The sequence below is a fragment of the Mycolicibacterium septicum DSM 44393 genome, from assembly GCF_000455325.1.
In the GTDB taxonomy this organism is placed as follows: Bacteria; Actinomycetota; Actinomycetes; order Mycobacteriales; family Mycobacteriaceae; genus Mycobacterium; species Mycobacterium septicum.
In genome coordinates, this window is sequence record NZ_HG322952.1 from 752,901 (window position 1) to 777,525 (window position 24,625).

Annotated in this window: 30 protein-coding genes, 2 pseudogenes and 1 riboswitch; of the genes and pseudogenes, 20 read left to right on the top strand and 12 right to left on the bottom strand. The window is 68.6% G+C overall.

Going from position 1 to position 24,625, the window contains the following annotated elements:
- The 7 genes and pseudogenes from TX88_RS33970 to TX88_RS23625 all read left to right on the top strand — a co-directional run.
- Positions 1 to 215 (top strand): annotated as a pseudogene (locus TX88_RS33970) (mycothiol maleylpyruvate isomerase); the annotation flags it as partial.
- A gap of 119 nt (positions 216 to 334) precedes the next feature.
- Positions 335 to 787, top strand: coding sequence for a VOC family protein (locus TX88_RS23600; RefSeq protein WP_044520303.1), 453 nt, complete (start codon positions 335 to 337; stop codon positions 785 to 787).
- Positions 788 to 811: 24 nt separating this feature from the next.
- The gene (locus TX88_RS23605; protein ID WP_049925308.1) at positions 812 to 1,354 is read left to right on the top strand and encodes a GNAT family N-acetyltransferase; all 543 of its coding nucleotides are present in this window, start codon (positions 812 to 814) and stop codon (positions 1,352 to 1,354) included.
- Between the two features lie 82 nt (positions 1,355 to 1,436).
- Positions 1,437 to 2,054, top strand: a complete 618-nt coding sequence (locus TX88_RS23610) for an ECF transporter S component (protein WP_044520304.1) — start codon at positions 1,437 to 1,439, stop codon at positions 2,052 to 2,054.
- On the top strand, positions 2,051 to 3,535 hold the full coding sequence (locus tag TX88_RS23615) for an ABC transporter ATP-binding protein (RefSeq protein WP_044520305.1): 1,485 nt from the start codon (positions 2,051 to 2,053) through the stop codon (positions 3,533 to 3,535). The genes TX88_RS23610 and TX88_RS23615 overlap by 4 nt, the downstream gene beginning before the upstream one ends.
- The gene (locus TX88_RS23620; RefSeq protein WP_211155847.1) at positions 3,532 to 4,275 is read left to right on the top strand and encodes an energy-coupling factor transporter transmembrane component T family protein; all 744 of its coding nucleotides are present in this window, start codon (positions 3,532 to 3,534) and stop codon (positions 4,273 to 4,275) included. The genes TX88_RS23615 and TX88_RS23620 overlap by 4 nt, the downstream gene beginning before the upstream one ends.
- Positions 4,262 to 4,813: a nucleoside/nucleotide kinase family protein gene (locus TX88_RS23625; protein ID WP_044520307.1), complete on the top strand. Its 552-nt coding sequence runs from the start codon at positions 4,262 to 4,264 to the stop codon at positions 4,811 to 4,813. Before TX88_RS23620 ends, TX88_RS23625 begins: the two co-directional genes overlap by 14 nt.
- A 20-nt stretch (positions 4,814 to 4,833) precedes the next feature.
- Here TX88_RS23625 and TX88_RS23630 read toward each other — a convergent pair whose 3' ends face one another.
- Positions 4,834 to 6,492, bottom strand: a complete 1,659-nt coding sequence (locus TX88_RS23630) for a 4Fe-4S binding protein (protein WP_044520308.1) — start codon at positions 6,490 to 6,492, stop codon at positions 4,834 to 4,836.
- A 31-nt stretch (positions 6,493 to 6,523) separates the two neighbouring features.
- A complete protein-coding gene (locus TX88_RS23635) occupies positions 6,524 to 7,540 on the bottom strand; it encodes an AurF N-oxygenase family protein (protein ID WP_044520309.1) in 1,017 nt (338 codons plus the stop codon).
- A 122-nt stretch (positions 7,541 to 7,662) separates the two neighbouring features.
- On the opposite strand from TX88_RS23635, the gene map reads away from it, so the two are divergent.
- The 4 genes from map (at position 7,663) to TX88_RS23655 (ending at position 11,532) form a co-directional block, all read left to right on the top strand.
- Positions 7,663 to 8,427, top strand: a complete 765-nt coding sequence (map, locus tag TX88_RS23640) for a type I methionyl aminopeptidase (RefSeq protein WP_044520310.1) — start codon at positions 7,663 to 7,665, stop codon at positions 8,425 to 8,427.
- A 22-nt stretch (positions 8,428 to 8,449) separates the two neighbouring features.
- Positions 8,450 to 9,556 carry a phosphoserine transaminase gene (gene serC, locus TX88_RS23645; protein WP_044520311.1) on the top strand — a complete coding sequence of 369 codons (1,107 nt, stop codon included), beginning with the start codon at positions 8,450 to 8,452 and terminating at the stop codon, positions 9,554 to 9,556.
- A 92-nt stretch (positions 9,557 to 9,648) separates the two neighbouring features.
- Positions 9,649 to 10,464, top strand: coding sequence for a septation protein SepH (sepH, locus tag TX88_RS23650; RefSeq protein WP_044520312.1), 816 nt, complete (start codon positions 9,649 to 9,651; stop codon positions 10,462 to 10,464).
- A 156-nt stretch (positions 10,465 to 10,620) separates the two neighbouring features.
- Positions 10,621 to 11,532: a class I SAM-dependent methyltransferase gene (locus tag TX88_RS23655; protein WP_044520313.1), complete on the top strand. Its 912-nt coding sequence runs from the start codon at positions 10,621 to 10,623 to the stop codon at positions 11,530 to 11,532.
- Between the two features lie 21 nt (positions 11,533 to 11,553).
- Here TX88_RS23655 and TX88_RS23660 read toward each other — a convergent pair whose 3' ends face one another.
- Genes TX88_RS23660 through TX88_RS23670 form a run of 3 tightly spaced genes read right to left on the bottom strand, consistent with a single transcriptional unit; the run spans position 11,554 to position 13,099 of the window.
- Complete coding sequence (locus tag TX88_RS23660) at positions 11,554 to 11,829, bottom strand: DUF2537 domain-containing protein (protein ID WP_044520314.1); 276 nt, start codon at positions 11,827 to 11,829, stop codon at positions 11,554 to 11,556.
- Positions 11,830 to 11,849: 20 nt separating this feature from the next.
- On the bottom strand, positions 11,850 to 12,671 hold the full coding sequence (locus TX88_RS23665) for a TrmH family RNA methyltransferase (protein WP_044520315.1): 822 nt from the start codon (positions 12,669 to 12,671) through the stop codon (positions 11,850 to 11,852).
- A complete protein-coding gene (locus TX88_RS23670; protein ID WP_044520316.1) occupies positions 12,668 to 13,099 on the bottom strand; it encodes an Rv0880 family HTH-type transcriptional regulator in 432 nt (143 codons plus the stop codon). Before TX88_RS23670 ends, TX88_RS23665 begins: the two co-directional genes overlap by 4 nt.
- 85 nt (positions 13,100 to 13,184) lie before the next feature.
- On the opposite strand from TX88_RS23670, the gene TX88_RS23675 reads away from it, so the two are divergent.
- Both TX88_RS23675 and TX88_RS23680 read left to right on the top strand, forming a co-directional pair.
- Positions 13,185 to 13,448 (top strand): DUF2530 domain-containing protein, encoded by a 264-nt coding sequence (locus tag TX88_RS23675; RefSeq protein WP_044520317.1) that lies wholly within the window; start codon positions 13,185 to 13,187, stop codon positions 13,446 to 13,448.
- A gap of 9 nt (positions 13,449 to 13,457) precedes the next feature.
- Positions 13,458 to 13,910: an SRPBCC family protein gene (locus tag TX88_RS23680; RefSeq protein WP_044520318.1), complete on the top strand. Its 453-nt coding sequence runs from the start codon at positions 13,458 to 13,460 to the stop codon at positions 13,908 to 13,910.
- Positions 13,911 to 13,917: 7 nt separating this feature from the next.
- Here the strand turns inward: TX88_RS23680 and TX88_RS23685 are convergent, their stop codons facing one another.
- Positions 13,918 to 14,718, bottom strand: coding sequence for a DUF3027 domain-containing protein (locus TX88_RS23685; protein ID WP_110918188.1), 801 nt, complete (start codon positions 14,716 to 14,718; stop codon positions 13,918 to 13,920).
- 141 nt (positions 14,719 to 14,859) lie between these two features.
- On the opposite strand from TX88_RS23685, the gene TX88_RS23690 reads away from it, so the two are divergent.
- Together TX88_RS23690 and TX88_RS23695 are read left to right on the top strand one after the other, a co-directional pair.
- Complete coding sequence (locus tag TX88_RS23690) at positions 14,860 to 16,467, top strand: MFS transporter (protein WP_210742344.1); 1,608 nt, start codon at positions 14,860 to 14,862, stop codon at positions 16,465 to 16,467.
- Entirely contained in the window at positions 16,464 to 16,976 is a 513-nt protein-coding gene (locus TX88_RS23695; protein WP_044520320.1) for a DUF2771 domain-containing protein, read from the top strand. Before TX88_RS23690 ends, TX88_RS23695 begins: the two co-directional genes overlap by 4 nt.
- Here TX88_RS23695 and TX88_RS23700 read toward each other — a convergent pair.
- Entirely contained in the window at positions 16,973 to 17,995 is a 1,023-nt protein-coding gene (locus tag TX88_RS23700) for a glutathione S-transferase family protein (RefSeq protein WP_044520321.1), read from the bottom strand. The two genes, TX88_RS23695 and TX88_RS23700, sit on opposite strands and share 4 nt — an antisense overlap.
- Positions 17,996 to 18,047: 52 nt before the next feature.
- The gene (locus TX88_RS23705) at positions 18,048 to 18,458 is read right to left on the bottom strand and encodes a cold-shock protein (RefSeq protein ID WP_044520322.1); all 411 of its coding nucleotides are present in this window, start codon (positions 18,456 to 18,458) and stop codon (positions 18,048 to 18,050) included.
- Between the two features lie 163 nt (positions 18,459 to 18,621).
- Between TX88_RS23705 and TX88_RS23710 the strand changes: the two genes are divergently transcribed.
- The 4 genes from TX88_RS23710 (at position 18,622) to TX88_RS23725 (ending at position 21,556) form a co-directional block, all read left to right on the top strand.
- Entirely contained in the window at positions 18,622 to 19,014 is a 393-nt protein-coding gene (locus tag TX88_RS23710) for a YccF domain-containing protein (protein ID WP_044520326.1), read from the top strand.
- Positions 19,011 to 20,099 carry a GTP 3',8-cyclase MoaA gene (gene moaA, locus TX88_RS23715; RefSeq protein ID WP_044520333.1) on the top strand — a complete coding sequence of 363 codons (1,089 nt, stop codon included), beginning with the start codon at positions 19,011 to 19,013 and terminating at the stop codon, positions 20,097 to 20,099. Before TX88_RS23710 ends, moaA begins: the two co-directional genes overlap by 4 nt.
- Positions 20,100 to 20,363, top strand: coding sequence for a MoaD/ThiS family protein (locus TX88_RS23720; protein ID WP_044520338.1), 264 nt, complete (start codon positions 20,100 to 20,102; stop codon positions 20,361 to 20,363).
- 247 nt (positions 20,364 to 20,610) lie between these two features.
- A riboswitch (cyclic di-AMP (ydaO/yuaA leader) is annotated at positions 20,611 to 20,795 on the top strand.
- A gap of 8 nt (positions 20,796 to 20,803) precedes the next feature.
- Positions 20,804 to 21,556: a transglycosylase family protein gene (locus TX88_RS23725; RefSeq protein ID WP_044520339.1), complete on the top strand. Its 753-nt coding sequence runs from the start codon at positions 20,804 to 20,806 to the stop codon at positions 21,554 to 21,556.
- Between the two features lie 3 nt (positions 21,557 to 21,559).
- Here the strand turns inward: TX88_RS23725 and TX88_RS23730 are convergent, their stop codons facing one another.
- The 4 genes from TX88_RS23730 to TX88_RS23745 are packed head-to-tail and all read right to left on the bottom strand — an operon-like array spanning position 21,560 to position 23,134.
- Positions 21,560 to 21,988: a molybdenum cofactor biosynthesis protein MoaE gene (locus TX88_RS23730; protein WP_044520341.1), complete on the bottom strand. Its 429-nt coding sequence runs from the start codon at positions 21,986 to 21,988 to the stop codon at positions 21,560 to 21,562.
- Positions 21,985 to 22,464, bottom strand: a complete 480-nt coding sequence (locus TX88_RS23735) for a MogA/MoaB family molybdenum cofactor biosynthesis protein (RefSeq protein WP_044520343.1) — start codon at positions 22,462 to 22,464, stop codon at positions 21,985 to 21,987. Before TX88_RS23735 ends, TX88_RS23730 begins: the two co-directional genes overlap by 4 nt.
- A complete protein-coding gene (gene moaC / locus TX88_RS23740; protein WP_084622094.1) occupies positions 22,461 to 22,934 on the bottom strand; it encodes a cyclic pyranopterin monophosphate synthase MoaC in 474 nt (157 codons plus the stop codon). Before moaC ends, TX88_RS23735 begins: the two co-directional genes overlap by 4 nt.
- A 2-nt stretch (positions 22,935 to 22,936) precedes the next feature.
- Complete coding sequence (locus TX88_RS23745; RefSeq protein ID WP_044520345.1) at positions 22,937 to 23,134, bottom strand: hypothetical protein; 198 nt, start codon at positions 23,132 to 23,134, stop codon at positions 22,937 to 22,939.
- 126 nt (positions 23,135 to 23,260) lie between these two features.
- On the opposite strand from TX88_RS23745, the pseudogene TX88_RS35305 reads away from it, so the two are divergent.
- Positions 23,261 to 24,625: pseudogene (locus TX88_RS35305) on the top strand (helicase-associated domain-containing protein); the annotation flags it as partial.

Sequence of the window (24,625 nt, forward strand, 5' to 3'; positions counted from 1 at the left end):
TGAGCCAGTACCTGCCGACCCGCGTCTTCGAGCTCGCCGTCCACAGCCTCGACATCGCAAGGGCCACAGGCATTTCGGCGGACCTGCCGGCCGAAGTCCTGGAAGCGGCAGGCGTGCTCGCAACACAGATCGCGGTGAAGCTGGGTGAGGGCGAGACCGTGCTGATGGCGCTGACCGGACGCACCGAGCTGCCGCGGACCTTCTCCGTCACCTGATCTGTCCGAGCGGTTCATACACGTGTCAGACCCCGGTGGTTGCATGGGAGTTGTCCGGCGATGAGATCCGCCCGCCGCGCGGGTCTGTATTGAGTCCGCTCACTGATCAGGAGAAGAAGATGGCGATCGAAGTAACCCCCGCAGTCATTCCCCATCTGGTTGTCGACGATGCCGCCGCGGCAATCGACTTCTACGTCAAGGCGTTCGGCGCCATCGAGCTGGGCCGCGTACCGGGGCCCGAGGGCAAGCTGATCCACGCCGCGCTCACCGTCAACGGATCCACCGTCATGCTCAACGACGACTTTCCCGAGTACAACGACGGCAAACCGTCGACGCCCAAGGCGCTGGGCGGCAGCCCGGTGACCATCCACCTCACCGTGACCGACGTCGAGGCGGTGTTCGCCAAGGCGGTCGACGCCGGCGCAGAGGTCGTCATGCCGCTGGAAGACCAGTTCTGGGGTGACCGCTACGGCGTCGTGCGCGATCCGTTCGGCCACCTGTGGTCACTCGGTCAGCCGGTCCGGGAGGTCAGCCCCGAGGAGATCGCGCAGGCCATGCAGTCGGGGCAGTAACCCGTCAGGTGGCATCCTGAGCAGGTGATCGACGTCCTGATCGCCGAGCCCGGGGAACTGAGCCGCGACCTGCTGGGTTCGGGCGAGATGTTGGTCCGCTCGGCGTTCGGTGACGGCTTCCGCTCGCACGACTGGCTCCATGGCGTCGACGGCGTGCACGTGCTCATCACCGAGGATCGCGAACTACTGGCCCACTCGGCGGTGGTGCCCCGCACGCTGCGCCACGCGGATGACGTCTTCGACACCGGTTACGTCGAAGGTGTCGCCGTGCGCGGCGACCAGCAGGGCCGCGGTCTGGGCCGCCTGGTGATGGACCACACCGAGGCCATCATCCGCGCGCGGCACGCCCTCGGTGCGCTCAACGCCGTGGAGAGCGCCGCCGCGTTCTACGCCGGCCGAGGCTGGCAACGCTGGAACGGCCCCACCCAGGCCGACACCCCTGACGGGCTGATCGACACCTACGACGCCGACGACCGGATCTTCCTGCTGCCGACGGACCCAGCGGCTCGCGATCTCGCCGAGTCAGTGCCCCTGATCTGCGATTGGCGCAGCGGCGACCTCTGGTAGCCGACGTCTGCCCGGCTCGGCACAGTTCATACTGAGTGCCGCACATGCCCCGCGATGTGGCGTGCCGGAGCAAAGGAGATCGATGAACACCCAGCCCGCCGACACCACGCCGGCTGCCCGCGCGCTGAGCTGGCGGGTGGTGGACATCGTCGTCGCAAGCGTCCTCGCGACAGCGTCGGGGCTGGTGTTCGTCGTGTGGAACATCGCGTCCAACCCGATCAGCGCGCCGCTGACAGCACTGCTTCCCGGCCTGCAGGCACTGCTCGCCGGGGGCTGGTTGTTCGCCGGCGTGCTCACCGCCCTGGTGATCCGCAAGCCGGGCGCTGCCTTGTACGGCGAGCTCGTCGCCGCCACCGTGTCGGCACTGGTCGGCAACCAGTGGGGCGTGCTCACCCTCGAGTCGGGCCTCGTACAGGGTCTCGGCGCGGAACTGGTCTTCGCGGTGTTCCTGTACCGCCGTTGGGGATTGCCCGTCGCCATGATCGCGGGCGCCGTCGCGGGGTTGGCCCTGGCCATCAACGACCTCATCCTGTGGTACCCCGGGTCGGCGAACACCTTCGCCGCGATCTACACCGTCTCGGCGATCGTCTCCGGTGCGCTCGTCGCCGGCCTGCTGTCCTGGTTCGCGGTCCGGGGGCTGGCGAAGACCGGAGCGCTGAGCCGGTTCGCCTCGGGCCGGATCGGCCCCGACGCTCGATGAGCTCACCGCACGGCACCGGCGCCACGGTGACGGCGCACAGCTGGGGCTGGTGCCATGCCGGACGCGCCACCTGGGCCGTGCGGGACCTCGACCTGCGGATCGAAGCCGGTGAGCGGGTGCTGCTGCTCGGTCCGTCCGGCGCCGGGAAATCGACTCTGCTGCACGGCATCGCCGGTCTGCTCGGCGGCGCCGAGGAAGGCCGGCAGACCGGCAGCCTGCTGGTCGACGGCGCCGCACCGGCTGAGCAGCGCCACCGGATCGGCATGGTGCTCCAGGATCCCGACTCCCAGGTGATCCTGTCCCGGGTCGGTGACGACGTCGCCTTCGGCATGGAGAACTTCGGTGTCGAGCGCGACCAGATCTGGCCCCGAGTCCGAACCGCACTCGACGCCGTCGGGTTGAATCTCGTTTTGTCCCAATCCACTTCGGAGCTCTCCGGTGGACAGAAGCAACGCCTCGCACTGGCCGGGGTGATCGCGATGGACCCCGGGCTCATCCTGCTCGACGAACCCACGGCCAACCTCGACCCCGCCGGCGTCGTCGAGGTACGGGACGCCGTCGCCGAGTCGGCCGCCCGGACCGGCGCGACGCTCATCGTCATCGAGCACCGCACGGAGACATGGCTGCCGGTCATCGACCGGGTCATCGTGCTCGGCGCCGACGGTGAGGTGATCGCCGACGGAACCCCGGACCAGACCATCCGGCGCAACCACGATTACCTGGTCCGATCGGGTGTCTGGGTACCCGACACCCCGCTGCCCGAGATCACCCGCCACCGATCTCATGGGGCCGAAACATTGCTGTGCGCAGCAGATCTGGCCCTGGCGCATCCCGGCGATCCCCCGATGCACATCGGTTTGAACTTCGAGATCGATGCCGGCCAGACGACGGTGATCACCGGCCCGAACGGCGCGGGCAAGTCGACACTGGCGCTCACCATCGGCGGGCTGTTGCCCGTGCCCGCCGGCCGGCTCGAGGCGCACGCCGGCTTCGCGCCCTCGCCGTCGCGGCGACAACCCGTCAAGTGGCGGTCGAAAGAGCTGCTCACCCGGATCGGCAGCGTGTTCCAGGATCCCGAGCACCAGTTCCTCGCCGGCACGGTGCGCGACGAACTCGCGCTGGGCCCCAGAGCGATCAAGCTCGGCGCCGCCGAAATCACCACGCGCACCGACGAACTGCTCGAACGCCTGCACCTGACCCACCTCGCAGCGGTGAACCCCTACACCCTCTCCGGCGGGGAGAAGCGCCGGCTGTCGGTGGCCACGATGCTGGCGACCGCGCCCAGGGTGATCATCCTCGACGAGCCCACGTTCGGGCAGGACCGCCGCACCTGGGAGGAACTGACCCGGCTGCTGGCCGAGATCGCCGACGCCGGAACGGCCGTCGTCGCGGCCACCCATGATCTGGACTTCGCCGCTCTGCTGGCCGACGCCCGGATCGAGCTGCCGGACTGGGAGCCCACCACGGAGACGACGCCGTGATCAATCCGGTCGCACGGCTGCTCACGGCGCTGATCATCGCGGGCGCCCTGGTGCTCTCGGTGGACTGGGTGTCGGCGCTGACGGCACTGGCCGGTGAGATCGTGCTGTTCGCCGCGGTCGGTGTGCGACTCCGCGCAGCGCTGGCCCGTAGCGCCGTGGTCGTCGTCGCGGCAGCGTTGACCGCTGTCACCATCCTGCTCTACGGACAGACCAGCGGAACCGTGTACTGGCACTTCTTCCTCGTCACCGTCAGCGACGGGTCGATCGCCCTCGCGGTGGCCACTTTCCTTCGCGTGCTGGCGATCGCGCTGCCCTCGGTCATCCTGTTCATCGACGTCGAATCGACCGAGTTGGCAGACGGTTTGGGCCAGGTGCTGCGACTACCCGCCCGGTTCGTGATCGGTGCACTGGCCGGCCTGCGGATGGTCGGTCTGCTCGGGCAGGACTGGCGATACCTCGGGTATGCCCGGCGGGCCCGCGGCGTGGCCGATCACGCCCGGGTGCGGCGGATCGCGGGGCAGGCGTTCGCCCTGCTGGTGTTCGCCGTGCGCCGCGGATCAAAGCTCGCCACCGCGATGGAAGCGCGCGGGTTCGGCGCCTACCCGCAGCGGACCTGGGCACGCCCATCACCTTTCGGCGCACGCGAATTCGCCCTGATCGCGGCTGGATTCGTCATCGCGGCAGCAGCGATCGCGGTGTCGGTGGCGTGCGGGACATGGAACTTCATTGGCACTCGATGACATCCTGCGCCGCCTCGGCGCGGCCGCGACGACGGTCCTGATCGACGGCCGTTCGGGGTCCGGCAAGTCGACGCTGGCGCTCGACCTGCACGACGAGTGGACCGGCAGCGCCGTCGTCCGGCTCGACGACATCTACCCGGGCTGGGACGGACTGCTCTGGGCCGCAGATCATGTGCGGCGATCACTGCTCGCCCCGCGGGCGGCGGGCCGCACCGGACGCTGGCGGCAATGGGAGTGGGCGACGGATGCGCCCAGCGGCTGGCACGCGATAGAACCGGGACAACGCCTCATCGTCGAGGGCATCGGTGCACTCACCCCGGCCACCCGGGCCCTGGCAGATCTGGGCATCTGGGTCGATGCCGACGACGCCGAGCGCAAGCGCCGGGCACTGGAGCGCGACGGCGACACCTACCGGCCGCACTGGGACCGGTGGGCCGCCCAGGAGGACGAGTTCATCACCCGGTTCCAGCCGAGGGCGTGCGCCGACCTGATCGCGGTACCCACCGCACGCGGATTCGGATTCACCGTGCCCGATTAGCGCGCCGATTAGCGCGCCGGTCAGCGCAGACCGGCCAGAACCCTCTGCCGCACTGTCGGTTTCGGTGCAGTCGCTGCGACGGCGATCATCTCGTCGACCGAGGTGAACTTGTCACGCGGCCGGTCCTCGCCACCGCGGGCGATCTCGGCGGCGTCGATCGCCTGCCATCCGGCGGCGTCCACCATGGCGGGCTGGCGCGTGCGCACCAGCTTCTCCAGGGCGGCCGGCTTGTGCACCGGATCGGTCAGCACGCCGGCGTTGTAGTCGTCGACCAGCTGGTGCACGGTCTGCGCCGCGCACGACTTGTTGGTGCCGATGAAGCCGGTGGGCCCGCGCTTGATCCAGCCGGCCACGTACGCGCCGGCCGTGTCCCGGACCCGTCCGCCGTCATTGGGCACGACAGCGGCGGCGTCGTCGAACGGAAGATCGGCAATTGCCTTGCCGCGGTACCCGATCGAGGTCAGCACAAGCCCTGCGTCGAGCGTGCGCACCTCATCGGTACCGGTCACGCCGAATTCGATCCCGCTGACCTTGTCCTCACCCAGCACACGCTGCGGGGTGAGCCGGTAGACCAGCCGGATCCGCGGCCGGGTCAGCGGCGCGGAGGCATTGCCCAGCTTGGCCAGGATCTCCAGCTTGTTACGGGTCAACGGATCCGTCTCGCGGGCCAAGTCCGCCACCACCAGCTGGTGATCGGCCTCGTCGAGCACGACGTCGCAGCTCGCGGTCAGGCCGATCAGCTCGGGCAGGGTGAAGGCCGACTCAGCGGGGCCGCGGCGGGCCGCGATCACCACCTCGGAAACCTTCGAGGTGCGCAGGGCCGCCAGCGCATGATCGGAGATATCGGTGCGGGCCAACGCATCCGGATCGGTGGTGAGCACCCGGGCCACGTCGAATGCGACGTTGCCGTTGCCCACGATGACGACCCGCTCATGGCTGAGGTCCACCGGCAGGTCGGTGAACTCGGGGTGCCCGTTGATCCAGGCCACCATCTCGGTCGCCGTGCCCGTGCCGGGCAGCCCCATGCCGTCGATCTCGAGCCGGCGATCGTTGGGCGCGCCCACCGCGTACAACACGGCGTGGTGATGCTCCAACAGGTCGGCATGCGACAGGTGCTTGCCCACCTCGACGTTGAGGAAGAACTTGAATCCCGGCTGCTTGCCGATGACGTCGAACAGCTGGGTGACCCGCTTGGTGCTCTGATGGTCCGGTGCGACACCGGCCCGCACCAGCCCGTAGGGCGTCGGCAGCTTCTCGAAGACATTGACCCGCACGCCGCGCTGGGTCAGCAGTTCGTCGGCCGCGTACATGGCGGCCGGGCCCGAGCCCACGATCGCCACCGTCAACGGCCCACCGGAGTGCGCCGCCACCTTCGGCGCCGCGATCACCGGCGCCAGCTTGGACGTCGGCGGCAGCTTGCCTTCGCGCTTCGGGTAGAAGGCGGCGTTGAGCTCGACGAACGGCAGTTGCTTCTCGGTCAGCCGGGTATCGGCCGCGATCGCACCGACCGGGCAGGCACTGACGCATGCGCCGCAGTCCACACATGCCTCGGGATCGATGTAGAGCATCTCGGCCGTCGCGAAGCCCGGCTCATCCGGTGACGGATGAATGCAGTTCACCGGGCACGCGTAGACACAGGACCCGTCGCTACAACACGACTGGGTGATCACATGGGGCATAAAAAAACCTTCGAACCCTCCGGGAGGAGCTTTAGGCGACCGAGACCAGGTGCTCGCGCTGTGGCTCGCTACGGTAACGGCTCGGCGGCCCGTCGATCTTGCAGATCCGCCAGATGAGCTTGGCGATCGGGTTCATCAGGCCGGTGTCCTGGCACAGCATGCGGACATCGCCGAACATGTCCCGCAGCATCTTGCGCGACTCGGGCGAACCGAAGAACAGGTCCTTGCGCACCGAGCGCGGGATGTCGAATTCCTTCCAGAACGCCCGCGGCGGCACGATGATGGCCGAGCACAGGATGCGCATGGTCAGCGGCACGAACAGCGACAGGATCCAGCGCTGACGGCGACGCAGGTTCGGCACCCGCTTGTGCAGGTACTGGTGCGCGAACGAGATGTGGCGGGCCTCCTCGGCGACGTGAATCGCCATGACCCGTTCCATGATCGGGTGCAGGGCCTTGCCCTCGCGCAGCACGTTCTTCTGCGTGTGGTCGATGGGCTCCTCGCCGGCGAGGACGCCGAAGAAGAACGGGATCGGCAGCGGGCCCGCGGCCAGCGGGATGAGCGGCTGAATCCACTTGAGCAGCCGCGGCATGCCCGGCACATCCATGCCGATCCGGTTCACCATCTCCTGGAACATCAGGGTGTGGTTGCACTCCTCGACGGATTCGTGCAGGCAGTACCGGTACTCCGGCGAGCCGTTGGGCACCCAGAACGAGTACTCCATCAGGCCGCGGATCAGGATGTTCTCGAAGTGCAGACCCACCTTGGCGACGTTGGCCTGGCGCCACATGCCGATCTGGATCTGCCGCTCGATCGGCTGCGCCTGGTACCACGCGTGACCACCCATCGGGTCGGTCGACGGCAGGACCCAGCGCGGATCGTTAGGGATCACCGCAAACTCGGGCGAATCCCACTCGATGTCCTTGTACGGGTTGAAGTTGCGTCGCACCGACCCGTCGGACAGTGTCGCGAGCATGTCGACGTACTCAATGTCGTCGCTGACGTCCATGTTCTTGCGCCAGCGCCTGACCATCTTGGTCCGAGCCATGTTGCAGACCTCTCTATAATCGTCTGAGGTTTACATCTACCCACTTGTTGTACAAACGGTACCGCAGGTATCGAGTAAAAGTCCATGCCTGATTTGAATCGTTTGCCGATTGGTAACCACACGTGGTCGATCTGAAGACAAAGCAGCAGGTAGAGGCGATGGCCGCAGCTGGTGCAGTAGTTGCCGAAACATTGCGAACAATCGCCGAGAAGGCCGCCGCCGGGCACACCACCGCCGATCTGGACCGGATCGCCGCCGAAATCCTCGCCGCACATCACGCCTCCTCGCCGTTCCTGAACTACCACCCGCGGTGGGCGCCCAAACCCTTCCCTGCGGTGCTGTGCGTGAGCGTCAACGACGCGGTGGTCCACGGCATCCCCGACGACACCGCCCTCGCCGACGGTGACCTGGTGTCGGTGGATTTCGGGGCAATCCTCGACGGCTGGTGCGGAGACGCCGCCCGCAGCTTCGTGATCGGCACACCGCGGGCGGCCGACAGCGCACTGATCGAGGCGACGGATGCGGCCCTGGCCGCCGGGATCGCCGCGGTGCGGCCCGGCAACACGCTGGGTGACATCGGCCACGCGATCGAGTCGGTGGCCCGCGAGGCGGGATACGGCCTGTTGGCCAACCACGGCGGGCACGGCATCGGCCGCACCATGCACGAGGCGCCGCACGTGCCCAACTCGGGACGCCCCGGGGAAGGCCTGACATTGCAGCCCGGCCTGGTGATCGCCATCGAGCCGATGCTGATCGCGGATGGCACCACGGACTACGTCCACGACCCCGACGGCTGGACGCTCCGCAGCGCCACCGGCGCCCGCGCCGCACACAGTGAGCACACTGTGGCCGTCACCACGGACGGCGCCCGAATTTTGACGCGGTAGCGGCCGACTTTAGGCTGGTCCCATGGCTGAACTGATCATCCCCGCCGACCTCAAGCCCCGCGACGGCCGTTTCGGATGTGGACCCTCCAAGGTCCGTCCCGAGCAACTGACCGCGTTGGCCGCTGCCGGGGATCTGTTCGGCACGTCCCATCGGCAGGCGCCGATCAAGAATCTGGTGGGCCGCGTCCGCGATGGCCTGCGCGAACTGTTCTCGGTTCCCGACGGCTACGAGGTCATCCTCGGCAACGGCGGTTCGACCGCATTCTGGGACGCCGCGGCCTTCGGCCTGATCGACAAGAAGTCTCTTCACCTGACCTACGGCGAGTTCAGCGCCAAGTTCGCCTCGTGCGTGGCCAAGAACCCGTTCATCGGCGACCCGATCATCGTCAAGACCGACCCGGGCACCGCACCGCAGCCGCAGTCCGACCCGTCGGTGGATGCCGTCGCCTGGGCGCACAACGAGACCTCGACCGGCGTCTCGGTGGCGGTGCAGCGTCCGGCCGGCGATGCGCTGGTGCTGATCGACGCCACTTCGGCCGCCGGCGGCCTGCCCGTCGACATCGCCGACACCGACGCGTATTACTTTGCGCCGCAGAAGAACTTCGCCGGTGACGGCGGCCTGTGGCTGGCCATCGTCAGCCCCGCGGCCCTGGCCCGGATCGAGGCGATCGGCGCATCGGACCGCTGGGTGCCCGACTTCCTGTCGCTGCCCATCGCGGTGGAGAACAGCCTCAAGAACCAGACCTACAACACCCCGGCCATCGCCACGCTGATCCTGCTCGCCGAGCAGATCGACTGGCTCAACGGCAACGGCGGGCTGGACTGGGCCGTCAAGCGCACCGCGGATTCCTCGCAGCGGCTGTACTCGTGGGCCGAGGCGTCGAGCTTCGCCACCCCGTTCGTCACCGACCCGGCGCTGCGCTCGCAGGTCGTCGGCACCATCGACTTCAACGATTCGGTGGACGCCGCCGCGGTCGCCAAGGTGCTGCGGGCCAACGGGATCGTGGACACCGAGCCCTACCGGAAGCTGGGCCGTAACCAGTTGCGGATCGGCATGTTCCCGGCGGTGGAGCCCGACGACGTGAGCGCCCTGACCAGCTGCGTCGACTGGGTCGTCGGGCAGCTCTGAGCGAACCTTCATCTCCGGGTCTGTCCCGCCAGCGTGTCAGCCCGGTAACGGGCCCATAACGCAGTAGGGTTCGCGCAGGAGGTTTGGTCGGTATGCGAGAACTCAGAGTCGTTGGTTTGAACGTAGACGGCAGACGCATCATCTGTGAATCCGACGACTCCGCCAAGGACATGTTCAGTGTGCGTGTCGATGACCGGCTGCGTGCTGCGATGCGCGGTGACAAGGTCGCCTCGAATCAGACCGACATCGATGTAGAGGTGCAGAACGTGCTGCGACCCAAGGAGATTCAGGCAAGGATTCGCGCTGGGGCGTCGGTCGAGCAGTTGGCCGAAGCAGCCGGGGTGCCTGTCGAGCGGGTCGAGCGGTTCGCCCATCCGGTGTTGCTGGAGCGCGCCCGCGCGGCCGAGTTGGCCACCGCGGCGCACCCGGTGCTGGCTGACGGCCCCTCGGTGCTGACCCTGCTGGAAACCGTCACGCAGGCCGTGGTGGCCCGAGGTCTCGACCCCGACTCGATCGCCTGGGACGCCTGGCGCAACGAGGACAGCCGGTGGACCGTGCAGCTGGCCTGGAAGGCCGGCCGGTCCGACAACGTCGCACACTTCCGGTACACCCCCGGAGCGCACGGCGGGACCGTCTCCGCATCAGACGATGCGGCCCGCCAGCTGATCAACCCCGATTTCGGCCGTCCGCTGCGCCCCGTCGCCGCGGTGCCGCACCTTTTCGACAACCACGAGACCCACGAGGTGGCGGAGACGCCGGCCGTGGCGCCCGAGCAGTTCAGCCGACCGGCCGAGCCGATTCCCGCACCCGCTCCCCCGGCACCCAAGCGCGGCCGCAAGGCCCGCCCCGCGGTTCCGGCCTGGGAGGACGTCCTGCTGGGCGTGCGGTCGTCGGGAACCCAGCCCTGATCGCTTCTTGCGATCTGTGCACGATTTTCCGCGGTAGCCGCGGAATATCGTGCACAAGACACAGCTAACCGTCGTGTGGCGAACGCGACCCTCCAGTTTGGCCGAAAGTTAGTTATAGTGGCTAATAACTAGCTTTGCTATACATCTGGAGGGGTCATGCCACGCACCGATAACGACACCTGGGATCTGGCCAGCGGCGTCGGCGCCACCGCCACCGGCGTTGCCGCGTCCCGTGCCCTGGCCTCCAGCGCCACCGACCCGCTGATCTCCGACCCGTACGCCCGGCCCCTGGTCGACGCCGTCGGGGTGGACTACTACGTGCGCATGGCCCAGGGCGACCTGGTCGCCGACGGCGCCGCCGAGCCGCTCGACCCGCACGTGATCGCCGACGGCATGGCGATCCGGACCCGCTACTTCGACGACTTCTTCCTGACCGCCGTCGAGGCGGGCATCCGCCAGGCCGTCATCCTGGCCTCTGGCCTGGACGCCCGCGCCTACCGGCTGCCCTGGCCGGCCGGGATGACGGTGTTCGAACTGGATCAGCCGGCCGTCATCGAGTTCAAGGGCCGGGCACTCGCCGACCTGGGCGCCGCGCCGGCCGCCGAACTGCACGCCATCGGCATCGACCTACGCCAGGACTGGCCCGCCGCCCTACGCGCCCGCGGCTTCGACCCGCAGGCCCCGACCGCGTGGATCGCCGAAGGACTGCTCGGGTACCTGCCTCCCGACGCCCAGGACCGGCTGTTCGACAACATCACCGCGCTCAGCGCACCGGGCAGCCGCATCGCCACCGACTGGATGAGCGGGCACTCCGAGCTGGCCGAGAGCCGGATACGCACACTGACCGACCACCAGCGCGAGCAGGGCCTGGAGGTGGACGACCTGTCGGAGCTGATCTTCCCGGGCGACCGCAACGCCGTCGCGGACTACCTGACCGAAACCGGCTGGCAGCCCGAAACCACCACGGCCGAAAGGATGTTCGCGGTCCACGGCAGGCAGTTCCGCCGCGACGAGGCCGTCGCCGGGCTGCTCGACGCCAACTACACCGCGGCAGAGCTGGTGGCCTGAGCGGCCCGGGTCGGCCCGGATTCAGCCCTGGGTCAACCCGATCGCCAGCAGCGCCAGCCAGCCACCCGCCACTCCCACGCCCGAACCCAGGACGAACCAGCGCCACACCGGCCGGTGCCGCCAGCCCCACACGGTGGGGGCCAGTCCGCCGACGGCCACCATGTTCAGCCCGACCGCCAGCAGCGGGTGGACCCGCAGCAGGCCCACCCCGAGCACCACGATCGCCGCACCCAGCACCGCGGCCACGAAGGCGGCCACCGTCAATCCGGTCCCCCACGGCGTGGAATCGTCGGTCACGGAATCAATCTAACGCGATCTCAGCTCCCGAGCCTCGCACGTTCATAGAACGCGAGCGCCGCCGCCGTGGCGACGTTGAGCGAATCGGTGCCGCGTGACATCGGGATGCGCACCCGCACGTCGCTGGCCCGCATCGTGTGCTCGGTCAGACCCGGGCCCTCGGCGCCGACCAGAACCGCCACCCGATCGCCGTCGAGCTGCGACATCGCCTCCGACAATGTCGCGGCGGCCGGATCCGGTGTCATGGCCATGAGCCGAAACCCGCTGTCCCGCAATAGCTCCAGATCGCCAGGCCAGGATTCGGCCCGCGCGAACGGAACCAGCAGGGCATGGCCCATCGAAACCCGCACCGCCCGCCGGTACAGCGGGTCAGCACACCCCGCGCCGAACACCACCGCATCGACCGCCAGCCCGGCGGCGTTGCGGAAGATCGACCCGAGATTCTCGTGGTCGTTGACCCCTTCCAGCACCGCCACGGTGCGGGCCCCGGAAATCACCTGCGCCACCGACAACTCGGGCGCGCGCGAAGCCGAGGCCAGCACGCCACGGTTGAGGTGGAACCCGACCGCGGCGGCCATCACGTCCGCGTTGGTCCGGTAGAACGGCACATCCACGCCCTCGAGATCGGCGGCCAGCTCCTTCAGGCGCCGGTCGGTGCCGAGCAGCGCGCGCGGGACGAACCGGGAGGCCAGCATCCGCTGGGCCACCAGCACCCCTTCGGCGATCACCAGACCCTTGCCACTGGGTAGATCGGGCCGGCGGTCCACGCTGTTGAGATCGCGGAAGTCGTCCAATCGGGAATCGGCCGGATCCGCTATGTCGATGACCTGCAGCAGACTCACGCGCCTTCGAGAACCATGGCCGACATCAGATCGGTGGCGGTGAGCAGTGTCTGGCGTTCATCGGGATCCAGCCGCAAGAGCTGGGACTTGAGCCACTCCTGGCTCGCCCGGCGCTCGGCCTCGACCAGGGTCATCCCGGCCTGCGAGGCAGACACCACGACCTGGCGTCCGTCCACCGGATGAGCCGCGCGGGCCACCAGCCCCAGCTCGGCCAGTGAGGCGATCACCCGGGTCATCGACGGAGGGCGCACCCGTTCACGCACCGCCAGGGCCCCCGGCGTCATCGCGCCCTCCTTGACCAAGGTGGCCAGCGCCGAGAACTGCGTCAGCGAAACCGGGGATTGCGCACGCCGCGTACGTAATTGACGCGCGAGACGGACAACCGCCAGAGCCAGGTCATTCGCGAGCCGCGCATCCGGATCCTTCACATCGGAAATAATACTGAGGCTGCGACAGTAAAGGGCTAAAACCAAGACCAATGAATCCCCATCGCATCGGATACGTTGGTCACCGATGACCGAGGACACCAACGACACGTCGGCGCCGCAGCCGCCGGCCCTGCCCGCCGCGTTGCTGGAGCCGTGGCCCGTGATCGTCGTGATCGCCGCGGGCTGGCTGATCGCGACCATCGTGGCCTTCACCGTCGGCGGTCTGCAACACTGGCGGCCGTTCACAATCGCCGGGCTGGCGATCGGCGTTCTGGGCACGACTATCTTTCTGATCCAGCGCCGCGCGGTGCGCCGCGGATCCCGCGGTGCGCAAAGCGGATTGACCTGAGGAGACACCATGGCCGCACCACTTCTGCAAGCCACCATCGACATCGACGCACCGGTCGACAAAGTGTGGGGGCTCATCTCGGACCTGAGCCGGATGCCGCAGTGGAGCCCGCAGTGCCGGTTCATGAAGACCCTCGGCCCGCTCCGCCCGGGAACCCGCACGTTCAATCTCAACCGGCGCAAGTTCATGTTCTGGCCCACCACGTCACGCATCACCGAGGTCGTCGACAACAAGAGGCTCGCGTTCCTGGTGGAGGGCAACAACACCGTGTGGAGCTACGAACTGGAGCCGACCGCCACCGGCACCCGGGTGACCGAGTCCCGTCACGCCGAGAACGGCACGACAGCCGTGTCCAACGCTCTGGTCGGCGCATTGTTCGGCGGAGTCCCGAGCTTCGAGGATGAACTCGTCGACGGGATGAACGCCTCGCTGGCGCGGATCAAGGCCGCCGCCGAGAACTGAGCAGAGCTCAGTCCACCACGTCGAGCACACCGTCGTCGTACGGCTCATACATCGGCGAGCCGGTGCCGGGCGGTTGCGGGGTGTCCGAATGGGCCCCGCAGCCGTACTCGGCCTCCACCACATGCCCGTCGGCCGACAGATCGTTGGCGCACACACCGAACATCAAGCCCAGCGCACCGCCGAGCGGTAGGTAGAACCCGCAGTCGCGGCACACCCGGCGCGTCGAGCGGGCCATCGCCGAACCCGGCCCGTAATCGCCGTCGTGCCAACGCTGCGCTGCCTGCCCGCGCCCCCACTCACTGAGCACCTGACGCCGGCCGAGGCCGAGCTCGAGGTCGAGAGGGACGTCGTCGATCAGCGGATCCCCGGTGGCCACGTAGCCCGGGACCAGACGCGGATCGTTCGGCGGAGGCGCCAGCAGGTCACCGGGCCCGAGATCACCGGGACGGACCCGCTCCTGCCACGGCACCCACTGCGGCGCCAGCAGCGCCGTCGGCCCCGGAATCAGGACCAACTCGCTGATCGTCGCGTGATCGGCGCCCGGGTAAGCCGCCACCACGACGGCCCACTGCCAACCGCGGTAGCCAGGCAGATCGGCCAGGAACCGGTGCGTGGCGGAGGCGGCATCCTCGACGCTGACGCCGAGGTATTCGCCCACGGTGCCCTCACCGCTGAACTCGATCAACGCCGCACGGGCCTGCTCGGCGGCACCAACAAGCAACGCCTCCTGCTCCTGCGACGGCGCTTCGGGGCCGGCCGTCAAGCCGGAGTCGGGAGTCTGCTCAGCAGATTCGGTCACGCTTTCCATTGCCTCCATAGTGCCTGATCGGGGCAACCTCGGGCCACACCGGTCGGCTGTCGGCCGCCTGCGCGCCGGATAAGAGAGAATCAGGGGGTGACCTACTACCCGCCGCGGCCGCCGGCCGATCACGGCGCGGAACATCCCGGAATGGCCAATTACCCCAGCGACGAGACGCCGCGCCGGCCACCGAGGCAATCGGTGCCCAGCTCCAACCGCTGGCTGCCGCCGCTCGATGAGCAACACACCGCCGCGCACTCGGCAGACGAGACGCCGCCGTCGCGCGGGGTCGGATCAGCGGCGGGCGAGAAGGTCACCGTCACCCGGGCGGCCGCGGCACGCAGCCGCGAAATGGGCTCGCGGATGTACGGTTTCGTGCACCGCGCCGCCACTGCCGACGGCGCCGACAAGTCCGGGCTCACCGCATTGACCTGGCCGGTCGTGGCGAACTTCGCCGTCGACGCGGCGATGGCCGTCGCGCTGGCCAACACGTTGTTCTTCGCCGCCGCGAGCGGGGAGTCCAAGGGCAAGGTCGCGCTCTACCTGCTGATCACCATCGCCCCGTTCGCGGTGATCGCCCCGCTGATCGGGCCCGCGCTGGACCGCCTGCAGCACGGCCGCCGGATGGCGCTGGCCGCCTCGTTCGCGTTGCGCACCGTGCTGATCTTGGTGCTGATCGCCAACTACGACGGCGCCACCGGAAGCTATCCGTCCTGGGTGCTCTACCCGTGCGCGCTGGGCATGATGGTGCTGTCCAAATCCTTCTCGGTGCTGCGCAGCGCGGTCACCCCGCGTGTGCTGCCCCCGTCGATCGACCTGGTCCGGGTGAACTCCCGGTTGACCACCTTCGGCCTGCTCGGCGGCACCGTCGTCGGCGGCGGCATCGCCGCGGGCGCCGAATACCTGTTCAACGTCGCGCAACTGCCCGGAGCGCTGTACGTGGTCGTCGCGGTCAGCGTCGCCGGTGCGGTGCTGTCCATGCGGATCCCCAAGTGGGTCGAGGTCACCGAGGGCGAGGTGCCCACCACGCTGAGCTATCACGGCCAATCCGGCGGCCCGGGCGAGACGCGGAGGCACCCAGGCAAGCCCAAGGCGGAGCGTCAGCCGTTGGGCCGCAACACCATCACCGCGTTGTGGGGCAACTGCACCATCAAGGTGATGGTCGGATTCCTGTTCCTCTACCCCGCCTTCGTGGCCAAATCTCACGATGCCAGCGGCTGGGAGCAGCTGCTGATCCTCGGCCTGATCGGGGCCGCGGCGGGGATCGGCAACTTCGGCGGCAACATCGCCGCGGCCCGGCTCAAGCTCGGCCATCCCGCTCAGCTGGTGGTGCGGGCCGCTGCCGCGGTCACCGCCGTCGCACTGGCCACCGCCCTCACCGGCAACCTGCTGGTGGCGGCCGGGGCGACCCTGGTCACCTCCGGAGCCAGTGCGATCGCGAAGGCCTCACTGGACGCATCCCTTCAGGACGACCTGCCCGAGGCCTCGCGGGCCTCGGCGTTCGGCCGGTCGGAATCGGCGCTGCAGCTGGCCTGGGTGGCCGGCGGCGCCACCGGGGTGCTGATCTATACAGACCTCACAGTCGGGTTCACTACGATCACGGCCGTGCTGATACTGGGCCTGGCGCAGACCATCGTGAGCTATCGCGGCGAATCACTGATTCCCGGCCTGGGTGGTAACCGCCCGGTCCACGCCGCACGGGAAGGCGGCAGCCGTCCCCAGACAGCACCGACGACAGCACAGTGGGAGTCCCGATGAAGCGCGTCCTGGCGATCCTTGCGACCGTGGTCGTGCTGGCGATTGCCGGCACCGCGGTGGGTGTCTGGCGGCTCCACAGTTCACACGGCGACCAGCTGCCGGAGATCAGTGCGTACTCGCACGGGCATGCGGTGCGGGTCGGGCCGTTCCAATACTGCGAGGTGCTCAACCTCGACGACTGCAAGGAACCGCGCGATGCGGGCGAGCTGCGGGTCACCAAGGAGAGTCCGGTCCAGCTCTCGGTGCCCAGTTCGGTCGCCCGGGCACCGTGGCGGCTGCTGCGCGTGTACGAGAACCCGATCGACACGACGGTCACGTACTTCGCACCCAAGACGACGCTGGCCGTCACCATCCCCACTGTCGATCCCAACCGGGGCCGGCTCACCGGGCTGGCGGTCCAGATGCTGACCCTGGTGCAGGACCAGAACGGCGAGGAGTTCGCCCTTCCCCACGCCGAGTGGTCGGTCAGCACGGTCTGGCCGGACCGCGAGCCGGCGGACGCGCGCTAACCCGCTGAGTGCCCGGCCGGTACCCGCTCCCCCTCAGGCGTCGGCCCGGGCGGAGTTCCGTCACCGAAAGGCCTGCCGCCCAAGGATTCCCGGCCGTGTGGCGTCAGCCAGTTGGCCAGGTCCGGGCCCTTGGGAACGACCTGCGTCGGATTGATGTCCGAATGCACGATGTAGTAGTGCTGCTTGATCTGCACGAAGTCGATGGTGTCGCCGAATCCGGGCGTCTGGAACAGATCCCGCGCATAGGCCCACAGCACATCCATCTCGTCGAGCTTGGCCCGGTTGCACTTGAAATGGCCGTGATAGACCGGGTCGAACCGGGCCAGCGTGGTGAACAGGCGCACGTCGGCCTCGGTGATGGTGTCGCCCACCAGATAACGCTGACTGCGCAGCCGGTCGGTCAGCCAGTCCAGCGCGGTGAACAACCGGTCGTAGGCGGCGTCGTAGGCCTGTTGTGAGCCGGCGAACCCGCAGCGGTACACGCCGTTGTTGACCTCGGTGTAGATCCGCTTGGCCACCGTGTCGATCTCCTCGCGCAACGGCTCGGGATACAGCTGCGGGGCGCCCTCACGGTGGTACGCCGTCCACTCGGTGGAGAAGTCCAGCGTCATCTGGGCGAAGTCGTTGGTCACCACCTCACCGGTGGACACCTCGACGATCGCAGGCACGGTGATGCCCTTCGGATAGTCCGGGAAACGCTTCAGGTAGGCGTCACGCAACCGCGGAATCCCCAGCACCGGGTCCACACCGCCGGGATCGAGGTCGAACGTCCAGCTGCGCGCGTCATGGGTGGGACCGCAAAAGCCAATGGACAGAGCACTTTCCAGGCCCAGCAGGCGTCGCACGATGATTGTGCGGTTGGCCCACGGACAGGCCCGCGCCACGATCAGCCGGTACCGGCCGGCTTCAACCGGGTAACCGTCACGACCATCAGCAGTGATCCTGGTGGTGATGTAGTTGGTGTCGCGGTTGAACTCGCCGGAAGTGGACTTGTCGGCGATGTAGGTGCCCTGGGCCATACCTACATATTGGCCGCACAGTGCGCCGAGCAACACCCGGCGCACCAGAGGATCAGGCGTCGAGCTCCTGCGCGACGGCCTTGACCACTTCGGACACCCGGCGCGCGACCTTGCGGTCGGGGTAGCGCCCCTTGCGCAGCTCGGGCTGCACGATGTCCTCGAGCAGCGTGATCATGTCCGAAACCATGCCGTGCAGCTCATCGGGAGTGTGCTTGTGCTCGGGACGCTCGGCCTCGCGCCGGGTCCGGCTCAGGCTCGGCGGCGGGTCGATCAGCTTGAGGCTCAACGCCTGCGGGCCGCGACGGCCGGCAGCCACGCCGAACTCAACACGTTGACCGGCCTTGAGTCCTTCGACACCCGCGGGCAACGCCGAGGACCGCACATAGACGTCCTCACCGTCCTCTTGGGACACAAAGCCGAAGCCCTTTTCGGCGTCGTACCACTTCACCTTGCCGGTCGGCACTGCTACTCACCCGCTCGTCTTGTCAGAACTACCTACACACATAAAGCTCGCGTCCCGTCAGCGCCGGGACGCGATGGAGCGATCTTACTCGGCCCTGGCTGGGTGCTTCACCCCTATTACTCGGTAGGCTTGGAACCACCTCTGGAAGAGAGATGCGCCGGTAATGCGAGTGATACTGAACATCATCTGGTTGGTCTTCGGCGGCCTGTGGCTGGCGCTGGGATATCTGCTGGCCGCACTGATCTGTTTCGTCCTGATCATCACCATCCCGTTCGGGTTCGCCTCGCTGCGCATCGCCTCCTACGCCCTGTGGCCGTTCGGCCGGACCATCGTGGACAAGCCCGGCACCAGGCCCGGCGCCCTGGTCGGCAACATCATCTGGATCGTCCTGTTCGGCTGGTGGCTGGCATTGGGCCATCTGGTGAGCGCGGTGGCCATGGCGGTGACCATCATCGGAATCCCATTGGCGCTGGCCGATCTCAAACTGATCCCGGTCTCGCTGGTGCCGCTGGGCAAGGAGATCGTCCCGGTCGACTCGCTGAAGGCCGCGGTATGACCCTGACCCCACTCGGGTTGCCCACGGTGCATCGATCCGACGGACCGGCCATCGGTGCGTCTCTCGCCCCGGCCCCGACGAGTGGCCCGCTGGTCGACACCTACGGCCGCGTCGCCACCGACCTCCGGGTCTCGCTGACCGACAAGTGCAATCTGCGATGCACCTACTGCATGCCCGCCGAGGGGCTGGACTGGTTGCCCGGAGAGGCCCTGCTCAGCACCGCCGAACTGAGCCGGCTGTTGCGTATCGCAGTCACCCGGCTGGGCATCACCAGCGTGCGGTTCACCGGTGGTGAGCCGTTGGTGACGCGCCACCTCGAGGATGTGGTGGCCGCCGCCGCGGCGCTGCGCCCGCGGCCGGAGATCACCCTGACCACCAACGGCGTCGGGCTGGCCCGCCGCGCCGCCGGCCTCAAGGAGGCCGGGCTGAACCGGATCAACGTGTCGCTGGACAGCGTCGACGCCACCCACTTCGCCCGGATCACCCGCCGGGACCGACTGGCCGACGTGCTCGACGGCCTGGCGGCCGCCAAGGCCGCCGGACTGCAGCCGGTGAAGGTGAACGCGGTGCTCGACCCGGTCTCGGGTCTCGACGACGTGGTGAACCTGTTGGGCTACTGCCTGGATCACGGATATCAGCTGCGGATCATCGAGCAGATGCCGCTGGACGCCGGGCACACCTGGCAGCGCGGCACGGTGATCGACTCCGAGGCCATTCTCGGCACCCTGCGCCGCCACTTCGACCTGCGGCCCGATCCGAAGCCGCGCGGCTCGGCGCCTGCCGAGCTCTGGCAGGTCGCGGCGAGCGCCGATCACCCCGCGGGCACCGTCGGAGTGATCGCCTCCGTGTCGCACGCGTTCTGTTCGGACTGTGACCGCACGAGGCTGACCGCCGACGGCCAGATTCGCAGCTGCCTGTTCTCCACCGAGGAGAGCGACCTGCGCGCGCTGCTGCGCGGTGGCGCCGACGACGCCGCCATCGAAACGGTCTGGCGGACGGCGATGTGGGCAAAGCCCGCGGGACACGGGATCAACGACCCGGATTTCGTGCAGCCCGTGCGGCCGATGAGCGCGATCGGCGGCTAGATGACGGAGCACACCGTGGCCGTGACGGTCCGTTATTTCGCCGCTGCGGCCGCCGCGGCCGGAGTTGATACGGAAACGTTAGGTTTGGCGGAGGATTCGACGATCGCGACGCTTGTCGAGCATCTCAGCGGTCGCGACGCGGAGCTCGCGCGCGTGCTTAAGCGCTGCTCATACCTGTCGGACGGCATGGCCGTCCGCGATATGGACAAGCCGCTTTCAACGTCTCAAACCATTGATGTGTTACCGCCATTCGCCGGCGGCTAACGTGATTTGCATCACATAACGAAATGGTCACGAGCTGGCTACAGCGAGGTGGAGCGTCGCGTCCACCTGCGACAACGCGAAAATAACCTGCACCTTTAAACAACTTTTAGAGTTTGCCAAGGGGCAAAACGCCCGAGGCCGCTAAAGGTGACGGGATTGCGGGGAGCCGTTACCGTTCATTCCCAAGTCAACCGACCCTAATCAGTTGACCCACCCTCATACCGACGCGCCGAGCTCCATCCATCGGGCGAGGGTCACGACGAACAACAAGGATGGAGGCGGGGGACCCAACCGGTCCACCGATTTATTTCAGGACCAGGAGCCGCTTGCGGCTCCTTGGGGTGAAGCCGTCGCCGTTTCGACGACGCCGGCCGGGTGACCTCTCCCATCCGAACCCGACAGCTGACCTCGTGGGCGCATACGAGAGGACCTTCACGCTTATGAGTGGACGGCATCGCAAGCCCACTTCCTCGTCTTCAGCAAAGAATGTCGCCAAGATCGCCTTCACCGGAGCTGTGCTCGGTGGCAGCGGCCTCGCACTGGCCGGACAGGCCATGGCCGCCACCGACGGCGAGTGGGACACGGTAGCCCGCTGCGAGTCCGGCGGTAACTGGGCGATCAACACCGGCAACGGCTACCACGGCGGGCTGCAGTTCTCGCCGAGCACGTGGCGTTCCAACGGCGGTGGCGAGTACGCCCCGTCGGCCTACATGGCCACCAAGGAACAGCAGATCGCCGTCGCCGAGCGCGTGCTGGCAGGCCAGGGCAAGGGCGCTTGGCCGGTCTGCGGCCGCGGCCTGTCGGGCTCCACCCCGCGCAACGTGGTCGCCGAGCCCGCTCCTGCCCCGCTGGATGCGCCCGCGGTCAACGGTGAACTGCCGCCGGCACCCGACGCTCCGGCCCCGGCACCCGAGGCAGCCCCGATGGACGCCCCGCTGCCGCCGGCACCCGATGCTCCGGCCCCGGCACCCGAGGCAGCCCCGATGGACGCCGCACTGGCGCCGGCTCCTGAAGCCGCCCCGATCGCCGATGCCGCACTGCAGGTGCCCGCACCCGAGGCTCCCGCGCCCGCCCCGGAGGCCCCGGCTCCCGAAGCGGCGCCTGCCCCCGTACAGCCGGTCAGCTACGTCGATCAGATCCAGCAGGCCATCGAGAACCAGGGCCTCGACGGCAACGTCGTCATCAACAGCTGAGTTTCAGGCCGAGCCGACCCATTCGTCGGTGCCGTCGGAGAAGTACTGGTGCTTCCACACCGGTAGCCGCTCTTTGACGGTATCGACGAGACGGGCACAGGTTTCGAACGCCGCCCCGCGATGGTCCGCTGCCACAGCGGCCACCAGGGCGGCGTCTCCTATATTCAGGGTTCCGATGCGGTGGCTGACCGCGATCGCACGTACCCCGGTGGCCTGCGCGGCCACCTCGGCAGCCACCTCTTGCAAGGTTTGAAGGGCATCGGGGTGCGCGGAGTAGTCGAGCCGGGTGACCGAGCGGCCGCCGTCGTGGTCGCGCACCACCCCGCAGAATCCGACCACCGCTCCGGCTGCCTCGTGGGCCACCAGGGCCTCGTATTCGGTCAGCGAGATCGGTGTCTCGGTCAGTTCGACCCGTACGACGGATGCGCTCACCCGGAGTGGTCCTTTCCGCCCAGCTGGTCCAAGGCATGCTCCAGCACGCCGGCCAGCACGCCCAGCCCGTCTTTGACCCCGCCCGGCGATCCGGGCAGGTTGACGATCAGGGTGCGCCCGGCGACACCGCAGACGCCGCGGGACAGCACCGCGGTGGGCACCTTGTGTACGCCGGCACGCCGGATGGCGTCGGCCAGTCCCGGTATCTGATAGTCGAGCACCGACATGGTGGATTCCGGCGTCGCATCGGTGGGCGAGATGCCGGTTCCGCCGGAGGTGATGATCAGGTCGACGCGCTCGGCCAGGGCGGCGCGCAATGCGTCGCCGACGGCGTGCCCGTCGGCGACCACCACCTGCTCGGTGACGTCGTAGCCGCGATCGGAGAGCCAGCCGACGATGAGGGGGCCCGTCCGGTCGTCGTACACCCCTGCTGCGGCACGGGTAGAGGCGATGATGACCCGCGCCGAACGCGTCACTGAGTAGTTCTTTCCCACAATCCCGTTTTACCGCCTTCTTTGCGCACCACTTTGATGTCGTCGATGCGAGCGGCGGGGTCGACGGCCTTGATCATGTCGTACAGCGTCAACGCGGCCACGCTCACCGCGGTCAGGGCTTCCATCTCGACCCCGGTGCGGTCGGTGCTGCGCACGGTGGCGGTGATGGCCACCGCGGCCTCGCGGGCGTCGAAGTCCACGTCGACGCCGGTCAGCGCCAACTGATGGCACAGCGGGATCAGATCGGGAGTCCGTTTGGCGGCCATGATCCCTGCCACCCGCGCGGTGGCCAGGGCATCACCCTTGGGCAGGCCGCCCGAGGCGATGAGGGCCACCACATCCGGCCGCGTGTGCAGGGTGCCCACGGCCTTCGCGGTGCGTTTGGTGACGTCCTTGGCCGAGACGTCGACCATGTGTGCCGCGCCGGACTCGTCGAGGTGCGACAGTCCCACTGTTACCTGTTGACGACGGTGGCCGACTGGATGAAGGGCAGCTCGTCGGCCGGCAAAGGAAAGGTCACATCGCCGAACGGGGACAGTGCGCCGGTGCGGTCGGTGGCGAGCTCGCTCACGGCGTGGTCATCGCCGTCGGAAAGCACGGGCCAGCCGTTGTCGACGTAATGGTTCTTCTTGTTGTCAGCCACGCTCCATATTGTGGCAGGCGCCTGCGCCGGAGGCGAGACCGGCGGGCCGGAGCGCAGCCACCGGGGGATGGCTCGGCGGGCAGGAGCGCAGCGACCGGGGATGGATTGCGCGGGCTGCTTTACGCTGGTCAGGATATGACCGCCGCACAGACTCCCGGATTCCCGCTGGGTGCCTGGCTGTCCGACCTCGACGACAAGGGCCTCATCCGCCTGCTGGAGCTGCGGCCCGACCTGAGCCAGCCGCCACCGGGAACGATCGCCGCGCTTGCCGCGCGTGCCACCTCACGTCAGTCGCTCAAGGCTGCCACCGATTCCCTGGACTTCCTGCGGCTGGCCGTCCTGGACGCGTTGCTGGTCCTGCACGCAGATACCCACCCGGTCCCGGTGTCCGAGGTGAGCGAACTGTTGGGTGAGCGCGTCGGCGCCGCCGACGTGACCACCGCGCTGGAAGATCTGCGCGAGCGGGCCCTGGTGTGGGGCGAGGCCGCCGTCCGGGTGGCGCCCGAGGTGGCGTCGGGCCTGCCCTGGTTCGTCGGCCAGGCCGCCGTGGAGACCTCGGATCGCAGCGCCGACGAGATCGCCGACCTGCTCGGGGGGCTGGACGAGGCCCAGAGCGAACTGCTGGCCCGGCTGCTGGAGGGCTCACCGATGGGCCGCACCCGCGATGCGGCGCCCGACACCCCGCCCGACCGGCCGGTGCCGCGGCTCGTGGAGGCCGGGCTGTTGCGCCGGATCGACGCCGAGACGGTGATCCTGCCCCGCGTCGTCGGCCAGGTGATGCGCGGCGAGGCGCCCGGCCCGGTGGAGTTGACCACGCCGGTGCTCCAGGCGACGTCGACGACGGCTGCCGACGCCGACGCGGTGGCCGCCGGTGCCGCCATCGACCTGTTGCGCGAGATCGACCTGATCATCGAAACCCTCGGCAGCGCACCGGTTCCCGAGCTGCGCAACGGCGGGCTCGGGGTGCGCGACGTCAAGCGCTTGGCCAAGACCACCGGCATCGACGAACCGCGCCTCGGCCTTCTTCTGGAACTGGCCGCGGGCGCAGGGCTGATCGCGGCGGGGATGCCCGATCCGGATCCGGGCGACGGGACCGGGCCCTACTGGGCGCCGACGGTGGCCGCCGACCGGTTCATCGAATCCCCCACTGCCGTGCGCTGGCACCTGCTGGCAGCGACGTGGCTGGACCTGCCGGCCCGGCCCGCCCTGATCGGCAGCCGCGGCCCGGACAACAAACCCTTTGCCGCGCTGTCGGATTCGCTGTACTCGACAGCGGCTCCGCTGGACCGCCGGCTGATGCTGAGCGTGCTGGCTGAACTGGCTCCTGGCACCGGAGTCGACGGCGCCGAGTTGTCCCGGGCGATGGTCTGGCGCCGTCCGCGCTGGGCGATGCGTCTGCAGCCGGACACGGTCAGCGGGCTGCTCGCCGAGGCCCATTCACTGGGCATGGTGGGCCGCGGTGCGATCAGCACGCCCGCCCGCGGCCTGCTGGCCGGCGAC

Bases quoted from the DNA above. Each gene is read 5' to 3' on its own strand.
- TX88_RS23710 (WP_044520326.1), top strand. From the start codon at position 18,622: ATGCGAGTGATACTGAACATCATCTGGTTGGTCTTCGGCGGCCTGTGG.
- TX88_RS23615 (WP_044520305.1), top strand. From the start codon at position 2,051: ATGAGCTCACCGCACGGCACCGGCGCCACGGTGACGGCGCACAGCTGG.
- TX88_RS23695 (WP_044520320.1), top strand. From the start codon at position 16,464: ATGAAGCGCGTCCTGGCGATCCTTGCGACCGTGGTCGTGCTGGCGATT.
- TX88_RS23600 (WP_044520303.1), top strand. From the start codon at position 335: ATGGCGATCGAAGTAACCCCCGCAGTCATTCCCCATCTGGTTGTCGAC.
- TX88_RS23635 (WP_044520309.1), bottom strand. From the start codon at position 7,540: ATGGCTCGGACCAAGATGGTCAGGCGCTGGCGCAAGAACATGGACGTC.
- TX88_RS23610 (WP_044520304.1), top strand. From the start codon at position 1,437: ATGAACACCCAGCCCGCCGACACCACGCCGGCTGCCCGCGCGCTGAGC.
- TX88_RS23680 (WP_044520318.1), top strand. From the start codon at position 13,458: ATGGCCGCACCACTTCTGCAAGCCACCATCGACATCGACGCACCGGTC.
- TX88_RS23655 (WP_044520313.1), top strand. From the start codon at position 10,621: ATGCCACGCACCGATAACGACACCTGGGATCTGGCCAGCGGCGTCGGC.
- TX88_RS23675 (WP_044520317.1), top strand. From the start codon at position 13,185: ATGACCGAGGACACCAACGACACGTCGGCGCCGCAGCCGCCGGCCCTG.
- sepH (WP_044520312.1), top strand. From the start codon at position 9,649: ATGCGAGAACTCAGAGTCGTTGGTTTGAACGTAGACGGCAGACGCATC.
- TX88_RS23685 (WP_110918188.1), bottom strand. From the start codon at position 14,718: ATGGAAAGCGTGACCGAATCTGCTGAGCAGACTCCCGACTCCGGCTTG.
- TX88_RS23700 (WP_044520321.1), bottom strand. From the start codon at position 17,995: ATGGCCCAGGGCACCTACATCGCCGACAAGTCCACTTCCGGCGAGTTC.
- serC (WP_044520311.1), top strand. From the start codon at position 8,450: ATGGCTGAACTGATCATCCCCGCCGACCTCAAGCCCCGCGACGGCCGT.
- TX88_RS23690 (WP_210742344.1), top strand. From the start codon at position 14,860: ATGGCCAATTACCCCAGCGACGAGACGCCGCGCCGGCCACCGAGGCAA.
- TX88_RS23630 (WP_044520308.1), bottom strand. From the start codon at position 6,492: ATGCCCCATGTGATCACCCAGTCGTGTTGTAGCGACGGGTCCTGTGTC.
- TX88_RS23720 (WP_044520338.1), top strand. From the start codon at position 20,100: ATGACGGAGCACACCGTGGCCGTGACGGTCCGTTATTTCGCCGCTGCG.
- TX88_RS23725 (WP_044520339.1), top strand. From the start codon at position 20,804: ATGAGTGGACGGCATCGCAAGCCCACTTCCTCGTCTTCAGCAAAGAAT.
- moaA (WP_044520333.1), top strand. From the start codon at position 19,011: ATGACCCTGACCCCACTCGGGTTGCCCACGGTGCATCGATCCGACGGA.